The following is a 9567-nucleotide window of genomic DNA, read 5'->3' on the forward strand; positions in this document are numbered from 1 at the left end:
CCTCGAGTACATGATGCACAATCCGAAAATAGAATGCAGGAAAAAGTAGTGCATGAAAATTTTGATATGATGTTCCTCCTTATTTGCGGCCGTCTACACAACCCATTCTCGCCCAAAAATAAAAACGGCATGCCAATAGGCACACCGTTGGAACTAGCAACACTACAAGTTGCTATCAGGCCGATTTATAAGCGATCTTGGAATTTAGCATCACTAGGAGTTGCTATCGGTGACAAAACGGGCCCCAAACCCATCATTTCGCACCAATAGCAACTTGACGTGTTGCTATTTTCGGGACATGCCCATTAAATCGCCCGATAGCAACATGAGGTGTTGCTATTTTGTTTTACGACAATACGCTTCTTAGGAATTCCGCGGACTTCAGGATGCCTTTGCGTTCCTTCTCCAGCGACCCCCAATAGCGGTGATCCTCGAGCTCGATGCAGACCGCGCCCTTGTACCCGAGCCTCTCCAGCCGGATCGCCACCTTCGTCCAGTCGACCTCGCCGTCACCCGGAATCGTATACCGCCAGGAGCCTTCGGAAAAGCCGTACTTGGCGCCGAACGTAGCGGGCAGTACGCCGCATTCGTACAATTCGTCCGTCAATATTTCCGTGTCTTTGCCGTGGCAATGATTGACCCGCTCGCCGAACTCGGACAGCGCCCGGATGTAATCGATGCCGAGCCGGACGAGGTGGGAGGGATCGTAATTCAAGCCGAAATGCTTGGACGGGATCGCGTCAAACATGGCCCGCCACATTTCGGGAGTGCAGCCGATCGTCGGGTACTCCGGCGCCGGTCCCGGCCAGCCTTCAATCGCAATGTATACGCCCGTCTGCTCGGCATGGCGGACGACCTCGGGGAACGTTTCTTTCCAGATGGCAAACGTATCCTTGCGGGACTGGCTGCGGTCCTCCGGCACGAGGCACATGAACAGGACGGAAGCGCCCAGCTCCTTCATGACGTCCATCTGGCCGGTAACGGCTTTGAGCGCATCCGCCCGCCGCTGCTCATCCTTGCTCAGCAGCTGTGCGGTGCTCGACGCGTCTACGGAGCCAATGCCGATCCCGGCTTGGGAGCACGCTTGCAGCACTTCTTGGTTCAAATAGGGCACGTCGAGCACGTCAAGGCCGGCCTCCGCCGCCCAGCGCGCCGTCGCTTCGATGCCTTCCGACCCGATCTTGGGCGGAATTCTCATTCCGATCCGAAAGCTCATCGTTTAATTCTCCTTCCCGAGCGGATCATAGCCGCCTGCACGGTAAATCGACTCCGTCAATTGAACGACCTTGAGCGCGAATTCGCCGGGAACGAGCACCTCGTGCCGCCCTTGAATCGCATCGATAAAGCTTTTGTCCTGATTGGTCGTTTGCTTCGGAAGCTCGGGGTATTCCGCGGGCTCTCTCAAGCGGCGGATGCTGATTTTGCCGTTGTCGAAGAAGATGCCCCCCGTTTCGCCGCAAAATACGTACGTCTCGTGCCAGCAAGGCGCATGTCCGACAATATTGACGCCGGCGACCGCCCCTTCGGCGAATCGGATCGAAGTGAACGAGTCGATTTCGACCGGCGTATTTTGATTGTGCAGTGTCGATTGGACCTCTACCGGCGTTAAGCCGGTCGTCCACAGCAGCACGTCGATAATGTGGCTGCCGGAATCCATCAGCATGCCGCCGCCCGACAGCTTCGGATCTTGCCTCCAGAGCCCTTTCGTGCCTTGTGCCCACTCCTGGTACAATGAAGCGGTTACAGAAGTGAGCTTTCCGATGACTCCCGACTGGATCGCTTCTTTTATAAATAAAAATTCAGGCTGGAAATGGCGCTGATACGAAACTTGAAGCAGCTTGCCATTTCGTTTGGCGGTTTCGATCAGCTCCGCCGCTTCCGTCGACGAGCAAGTCATCGGCTTCTCGATCAGCACATGCCGGCCGCTGTTCAGCACATCCGTCGCTTGCCGGAAGTGGAGCGTATGCGGAGAGCAGATGACAACCGCGTCCATGTTTTCTTTTTCCAGCATATCTTGGTACTGCTCGTATTGAGCTACTCCGTCCAGCTGGAGATTTTCCACAAATTTTTGCCTGCTTGCTTCGCTGGTATCGCAGATCGCGACGATTTGCGCGTCCTCCAGCTCCAGCATCTGCCTTCCGTGCCAGTTCGAAATGCCGCCTGTTCCGATAAAACCGACTCTTACTTTTTCCATTGTTAATCAGCCTCCCTCTACTCTCTAAGAGTGTATGTACCGTCTACTGACGATAGACAAGAACTTCTATCTGAAAAAGGAATTTCCTGCAATTGGCGTGACTTTCTTTTCGGATAGGAGTATCTTTGTTTTACGACAATATAACGGGGAGGAGAGCGAATGGCTTTTTTCGGCAAATATATACGAAAATACTGGAAGCTGTTTTTCGTTGCGATTGTATTTTTGACGCTGGAAGCGGCCGCCGATTTGCTGCTTCCGACGATTCTCGCCAACATTATCGACGAAGGCGTCGCCGTAAAGCGGATGGATGTCGTGCTGCGCCTTGGCGGCGTTATGCTGCTCATTACGGCTGCGGGCGCGCTTGGGGCGTGCGTTCGAAATATTATTGCAAGCCGCGTGTCCCAGCAGTTCGGAGCGGAGCTGAGGTCCGACTTGTTCCGAAAAATTCAGAGCCTGTCCTTTCAAAACTTAGATAAATTTGAAAGGGCTTCCTTAATCACTCGCTTGACGAACGATGTAAGCCAGGTTCAGAACTTTGTGAACGGAATGATGCGGATTTTCGCCAAGGCGCCGATTCTTGCCGTCGGCAGCTTGATTATGGCGGTGCGGCTGAATTTGGGGTTGGCGTCGATCCTTGCGGTAGCCGTACCGATTGTGGCTGCGCTGATCGCAATCAATCTGCACATCGGCTTTCCGCGCTTTATGAAGGTGCAGGAAGCGCTCGACCGCGTGAACCGGGTAATACGGGAATATTTGTCCGGCGTTCGGGTCGTGAAAGCGTTCAACCGGTTTGACTACGAAGTGGATAAATTCAATGGAACGAACAAAGCGTTTCAGAAACAGTCCATCCAAGTGATGCGCTTAATGTCCATCTTCAATCCCGCCATTATGTTAACGGTCAATTTCGGCATTATCGCGGTCATTTGGATCGGCGGGCTTTGGGTGAACGAAGGCAGGCTGCAGGTCGGCGTCATCGTCGCGTTCATTAACTATATGACCCAAGTTTTGTTTTCGCTCATGATGATTTCCATGGTGTTCGTTATGTTCGTCAGAGCGAGAGCCTCGGCGTCGCGGATCGGCGAAGTGTTTGCGGAAAAGTTAAGCATGACATGGAACGAGGGCATTTTGCCGAAAGAAGATGAGGATGTAAAAGGATTAATCGAATTCGACAACGTAACGTTCTCATACCAAGCCGGCGGGGGAACGCCGGTGTTGAAAAATATAAGCTTTACCTGCAAGAGCGGCACGACGGTAGGCATTATCGGTTCGACGGGCTCCGGAAAGACAAGCTTGGTATCGCTCATCCCGCGCTTTTACGATTGTGTTTCCGGCGCAGTGAAGGTGGCGGGGGTCGACGTGAAGACGACGGATCCTCAAAAGCTTCGCGAAAAAATCGCAATCGTTCCGCAAAAATCGATCCTGTTTTCCGGAAGTATTATCGATAATATTCGATGGGGCAAGGAGAACGCTTCCATGGAGGAGATTGAGGAAGCTGCAAGATTGGCGGAGGCGCACGATTTCATCCGTTCGCTCCCGGAGGGCTACGATACGATCTTGGGGCAAAGAGGGGTAAACCTTTCGGGAGGCCAGAAGCAGCGTATCTCGATCGCCAGAGCGCTCGTTCGCCAGCCGGATATTCTCATTCTGGACGATTGCACCAGCGCGGTCGACATAGCGACGGAAGCGAGAATTAAGGAAGGTTTGAAACGGGCCGCGAAAAATCTTACTTGCGTCATGATCGCGCAGCGGATTACGTCCGTCATGGACGCCGACAGCATCATCGTGCTTGATGAAGGGGAAATTGTCGGAACCGGCACGCATTCGGAGCTTCTTCAGCATTGCCAGGTATACAAAGAGATTTACGATTCGCAAGTAGGCAAGGAGGTGAGGGCAGGTGGCGGAGCAGCGTCCTAGAGAAGCTGGTGAACGGCCGGTTCAGCCGATGCGCGGTCCCGGACCTGGCCCCGGACCTGGCCCCGGACGTCCTGGGCCGGGCGGCGGTTTCGGCGGACATCACAGAGGCCCCGTGGTCAAGCCGAAAAATTTCAGAGCGACGATCAAGCGGCTGTGGCTGTTTTTGAGCGGGGAGAAAAAACGGCTTGCGTTCATCTTCTTCTTGATATTGTGCAGCTCGGCGCTTACGTTGGTCGGCCCTTATTTGATCGGTGTGGCGATCGACGCCATGGCCGAAGGCAGCGGGGCGGTAAACTTCGGCTTGCTGCAATTGGCGGTGCTGGCGCTCGCGGCCGCCTACATTACCGACGCTTCGTTCTCCTTGACGCAAAGCTGGATGATGGCCGGCATTTCGCAGCGGATGGTCATGAGACTCCGCGGCGCGATGTTTCAAAAGCTTCAAACACTGCCCCTCGCATTTTTCGATTCGAGACCGACCGGCGAAGTGATGAGCCGCGTGTCCAACGACGTCGACAATGTGAGCAATACGGTGTCGCAAACGACGGTACAGCTCATGTCCGGCTCCATTGCAATCGCAGGCTCATTGGTGATGATGCTCGTGTTAAGCCCGATTCTTACGGCGGCGACGCTGATTACGGTCCCGCTCGTTTACTTTCTGGCGCGCACCGTGACGAAGCGAACGAAGCTGCTGTTTAAAGAGCAGCAGGCGCAGCTCGGGATGCTGAACGGCCACATCGAAGAGACGATCTCGGGCTTGGAAATGGTCAAAGCGTTCAATCAGGAGGAACAGTCGATTGAACAGTTTGAAGCGGTGAACGGAAAATTATACGAAGCGAGCTTAAAGGCGCAAATATGGTCGGGCTTCCTGATGCCGCTGCTTAGCGTCATTAATAACTTGGGCTTTGCGGCGGTGGCGATCGTCGGAGGGATTTTGGCCGTGAACGGCCACATTACGGTCGGTGTCATTGCGAGCTTTCTGAGCTATTCCCGCCAATTCGTCAGACCGTTGAACGAGCTTGCGAATATGTACAACATATTGCAATCGGGCGTGGCGGGCGCGGAACGCGCCTTCGAGGTGCTTGACGAGAAGGAAGAGCCGGACGACCCGCCGGGTGCCGTGGACCTTGTTCATCCGCGAGGCCATGTCGAGTTCCATGACGTCAGCTTCGGCTACCGGCCGGATGCGCCGATTTTAAAGCACGTCAGCTTCGAAGCGGAGGAAGGAAGCAGCTCGGCGCTCGTCGGGCCGACGGGAGCGGGCAAGACGACGATCGTCAATTTATTGACGCGTTTTTACGACGTGACGGAAGGAACCATTACGATCGACGGACGGGATATTCGCGAATATACGCGCAGCAGCCTGCGCCAAACGTTCGGCATCGTCCTGCAGGACACGTATTTATTTTCGGGAACGATTCTCGAAAATATAAAGTACGGCAAGCCGGACGCTACCGACGAGGAAGTAAAGTCGGCGGCCAAGCTCGCGAACGCCGACGGCTTTATTCAGCGCCTTCCGCTGCGATATGAAACGCAGTTGTCCGAGAACGGGGGCAATCTAAGCCAAGGCGAGCGGCAGCTGCTTGCGATCGCCCGGGTCATTTTGGCGAAGCCGTCGATACTCATTCTCGACGAAGCGACGAGCAGCATCGACACCCGGACGGAGCAGCACATCCAGAACGCGCTGCTTCAGCTCATGGAGGGCCGCACAAGCTTCATCATCGCACACCGGTTAAATACGATTCGCGGCGCGGATACGATTATGGTTATCGATCGCGGCGAAATTGCCGAAATGGGCACGCATGACGAGCTGTTCGAGCGAGAAGGAGCGTACTACCGTATGTTCATTCACCAATTTAAAAACTTGGAAACCGCATAAAGGGCGGCAAACATAATTATTTACGGGTTAGTCAAACCGGCGCGTCATTTCATTCGTTACCTTGAGTGAGGTCTGAAAGAGACCATCTTTTCCACTTAAGGAGGAGTTAACGGATGAAGACGCGCTTTATGTTTGTTCTTGTATTGTTGCTCGCGATCGGTACGGCATTGCCGGTATCCGCCCATTCGGAGGCGGAAGCCGCAGTGAAGTCATCTCTTGCGCTTTATGTTGACGGGAAAAAAATCGACGCAGGCTTGCCGATGTACACGGTAAACAACTCGCTGACCGTTCCAATTCGGGTCGTTTCCGGCCGGCTCGGGGCGACTGTCGCATGGGATCAGCGTTCGCAAACGGTTACGTTGAAGAAGGACGGCAATACGATCGTTCTGCCCGTCGGCAGCCATACGGCGAAAGTGAACGGGGCGGACCTTGATCTTCCGGCTGCCGCCTATGTTAAAAACGGAACGACGTACGTGCCGATTCGATTCGTATCCGAGCTGTTCGGCTTGAATGTAAATTACGATCAAAAGCAAAAGACCGTGAAGCTCGCCAAACAGACGGAGCCTTCCGTTATGGTGGCAGGCGTTGCGGAAGGCGCCGTATACACGGCCGATAAAGTAACGGTGTCCGTCGTAGCCGTAAACCATGAGCTTGCCGATTTCCGCAAGGTTACCGAGCCGAAGAAGGGGCAAGGGCATATTCATATTTGGCTTGATCAAGACGTGTCCGACGCCAAAATCGCCACGAAGGTCGTCTCCGGCGATCCGGTAAGCTTTGACGTAAAGCCCGGAAAGCATACGCTGACGGTGCAGCTGGTCGGGAACGATCATAAGCCGGTGATGCCGGAGGTCAAGCGGGTCATACGCTTCGAGACGAAAGCAAGCGGAGGCGGGCAAGCAACGTCCGTAAAACCGGCCGTGCATGAAGTGACGATTTCGGATTACGCTTTTGCTCCCGAAACGCTGACGGTTAAAAAAGGCGACACCGTAAAGTTTACGAACCGGGACGACGTTAAGCATACCGCTACGTCGGACGGACATTTTGACAGCGGCTTGTTGGCCGATGGGGACTCCTTCGAGGTGACGTTAAAGGAAGCGGGCGAGTATGACATTTACTGCAAGCCGCATCCGATGATGAAGATGAAAATCATTGTGGAATAAATATGAGCAATGGTATGATAGCGGCAGATTCTTTCATCCGAGACGGGCATCCGACTACGCATCAAACCAGAGGTGCCGTCATGCAGCCGAAAAGCGATGCCGAACTCGTTGCGTTGATTTGCAACAAATCGAAGCCCGCACTGGAAGAACTGTACGACCGATATGTACGCCTCGTCTATTCGTATGCCTATAAAGCGACAAACAGCGAGCAGGCGTCCAAAGATATCGTGCAGCAAGTATTCGAACGTCTTTGGACCTCCGCCGCCCGTTACGATGCCGATAAAGGACAATTCGTAAACTGGCTGATCACGCTGACGAGACGGATCGCAATCGATATGCTCCGCAAGCCGGAACGGCGCGAGGTGCCTACGCCGCTGAGCGAAGAGCATTTGCCTGACGACGAAGGCTTCGACGAGCTGCTGGCGAATCGGGAGGCGGTGCGCGAAGCGTTCGCGCGGCTTTCGGAGAAGCAGCGGCTGCTGCTCGAGCAAATGTATTGGAAGGGCCGCACGCTGAAGGAAATTGCGGACGATTTCGGCGAGCCGATCGGTACTTTGAAGAGCAGGCTTCACGAGGCGCTGAAATCGATGCGCGCATTTCTGGACGATCGGGAAGGAGGGGGGCGCCATGCCGCAACACCGGCATCCGGCTTGTGAGCTGCTGATCGATGTCGTCAGCGGACAATGCACGCCGTCGCAGCGAGAGCAGTTTACGGCTCATCTGGACGCTTGCCCTTCCTGTTCCGATGAATATGCGGGCTTAAGGGACATATGGGATCATTTGTACTTGGCGCAAGAGGAGCTCGAACTCCCGGCTTCATTAAAAGGGGATGTACTGAGCTCTATATTCGAACCGGGGCGGACACGTTCTCAGTCAATAGCGAGGCGGCGTTATTCCAAACGGTTATTTTGGATTCCCGCCGCCGTCGTCCTCTTGTTGATTACGTCGATCAACGGTTATTTTTTCTACGAAACAAGACAAACCGCGCCTGCTGCGCTCAATGAACCGGCAAAGGTAATCGAGTTGTTCCGGTTGACCGCAAGCGGAACCGGCGTATCCTTTGACGGGTACGGTGTCGCTTGCATTGTCGAACGGAGCGGGAAGCGGGAGCTGATCGTTTACAGCTACGGGCTGCCTCGTACGGAAGGGGACCAGGCTTATCAGGTATGGCTTCTGCGTGACGGAATCCGTACCAATGCCGGGACGTTTCACGTTGAGGAAGACGGATTCGGCGTCCTAACGTATCCGCTCGGGAAGTCGATCGGCTTCGACAGATTGGGAATAACGCTCGAGCCCGATGCGAACGGGAGCGAGCCGCGCGGCAAGAAGGTTTTGGGATCGTAGTCATAATGAAGGGAGCAGCCTTTGCGGCAGCTCCCTTCATTAACGATATAGAGGTTAAGGAACTCCGTTCGAATACTAACGGAAACGAACGGGTCAACCCCCTAAGTTTGGACACTTTCCACGTCCATTCTTCCGCATTCACATCAAAGCGCAATTTTTTTCGGATTGATCTTGCCTGACATCACCATTTCTAAGTAAGTCTTAGGCGGCCAATCCTGAAGACTACCGTGAATTCGTACGTTGTTGTAATAACGGATAAATCGATCTACCTCTGCAAATGCTTCTTCGTAATCTTCAAAGCAATTGCGGAGGTAGCACTCCCTCTCAAGAATGCTGTGGAATGATTCAATGTACGCGTTTTTGTTTGGCGAGTGATTCGGAATCCGTTCATGTTCCACACTCATCTGTTCACAGAAGGCGTGGAATGCCTTACTGACGAACTGTGGACCGTTATCCGTGCGAATAACAAGCTGTTGTGTTTGGGTATGTACTTTGCGCTTTAGGAGCGCTTTCTGTACTGTCCTCATGATATCATTTGTATTGCAGGATTTGCCTTTGTGGTACGCTACAATGTTTCGATCAAATACATCAATAATGCTTGCTAGGTAGAAATGACGGCGTTTCCCAGCTACATAACCGTACTTAATGTCTAACTGCCACAATTGATTAGGGCCGGTCACAACACGATTATTCGCAACCCGCTTAGGTACTGGATTCGTGATTTCACGTTGTGGATCGAGAATTCCGAGTTCTTTACAAAGGCGATAAACCTTCTTTTTGTTTATGATTAAGTTGTATGTTCGGCGCAGCAACACCGTCAGTTTTCGGTAGCCAAACGCTGCGTTGGGACCCTGGACCAAACGTCTCAGATACCCTTTAATCCGGGCGTCCTTGACAATATTTCCACTCTTGTCTTTAGAGAAGCCAGGGATCGGTCGTCCTTTGCCAACGGGCTGTTGCCGCTCTGGGTGCTTCTTATGGTAGTAATATGAGGAACGCGGTACTTCACAGATACGGCACACCGTCGAAACAGGATAGCCCTGAGCGATCCAATGTAAAGCTACTTGAAGTCGGGATAC

The 9567-nt window shown here is 53.6% G+C and carries 8 protein-coding genes; 5 read left to right on the forward strand and 3 right to left on the reverse strand.

Annotated features, from left to right (window positions below):
* Nucleotides 1–346: 346 nt before the first annotated feature.
* Together PT964_RS17180 and PT964_RS17185 are read right to left on the reverse strand one after the other, a co-directional pair.
* Nucleotides 347–1216, reverse strand: coding sequence for a sugar phosphate isomerase/epimerase family protein (locus tag PT964_RS17180; protein ID WP_274364602.1), 870 nt, complete (start codon nucleotides 1214–1216; stop codon nucleotides 347–349).
* 3 nt (nucleotides 1217–1219) lie between these two features.
* Nucleotides 1220–2194, reverse strand: coding sequence for a Gfo/Idh/MocA family protein (locus PT964_RS17185; RefSeq protein ID WP_274364603.1), 975 nt, complete (start codon nucleotides 2192–2194; stop codon nucleotides 1220–1222).
* 159 nt (nucleotides 2195–2353) lie between these two features.
* On the opposite strand from PT964_RS17185, the gene PT964_RS17190 reads away from it, so the two are divergent.
* The 5 genes from PT964_RS17190 to PT964_RS17210 all read left to right on the forward strand — a co-directional run bounded on the left by PT964_RS17190 (nucleotide 2354) and on the right by PT964_RS17210 (nucleotide 8488).
* Entirely contained in the window at nucleotides 2354–4108 is a 1755-nt protein-coding gene (locus PT964_RS17190; RefSeq protein WP_274364604.1) for an ABC transporter ATP-binding protein, read from the forward strand.
* A gap of 28 nt (nucleotides 4109–4136) precedes the next feature.
* The gene (locus PT964_RS17195) at nucleotides 4137–5984 is read left to right on the forward strand and encodes an ABC transporter ATP-binding protein (protein ID WP_274364611.1); all 1848 of its coding nucleotides are present in this window, start codon (nucleotides 4137–4139) and stop codon (nucleotides 5982–5984) included.
* Between the two features lie 113 nt (nucleotides 5985–6097).
* A complete protein-coding gene (locus tag PT964_RS17200; protein WP_274364605.1) occupies nucleotides 6098–7144 on the forward strand; it encodes a stalk domain-containing protein in 1047 nt (348 codons plus the stop codon).
* 80 nt (nucleotides 7145–7224) lie between these two features.
* Nucleotides 7225–7800, forward strand: a complete 576-nt coding sequence (locus tag PT964_RS17205; protein WP_274364606.1) for an RNA polymerase sigma factor — start codon at nucleotides 7225–7227, stop codon at nucleotides 7798–7800.
* Nucleotides 7772–8488, forward strand: coding sequence for an anti-sigma factor (locus PT964_RS17210; protein WP_274364607.1), 717 nt, complete (start codon nucleotides 7772–7774; stop codon nucleotides 8486–8488). The genes PT964_RS17205 and PT964_RS17210 overlap by 29 nt, the downstream gene beginning before the upstream one ends.
* Nucleotides 8489–8631: 143 nt before the next feature.
* On the opposite strand, the gene PT964_RS17215 is transcribed toward PT964_RS17210, so the two are convergent.
* Nucleotides 8632–9567, reverse strand: a 936-nt coding sequence (locus tag PT964_RS17215; protein WP_274364608.1) for an IS3 family transposase, incomplete at its 5' end; no start/stop codon positions are given.

Source organism: Paenibacillus thermotolerans, from assembly GCF_028745515.1.
GTDB lineage: Bacteria > Bacillota > Bacilli > Paenibacillales > YIM-B00363 > Paenibacillus_AE > Paenibacillus_AE thermotolerans.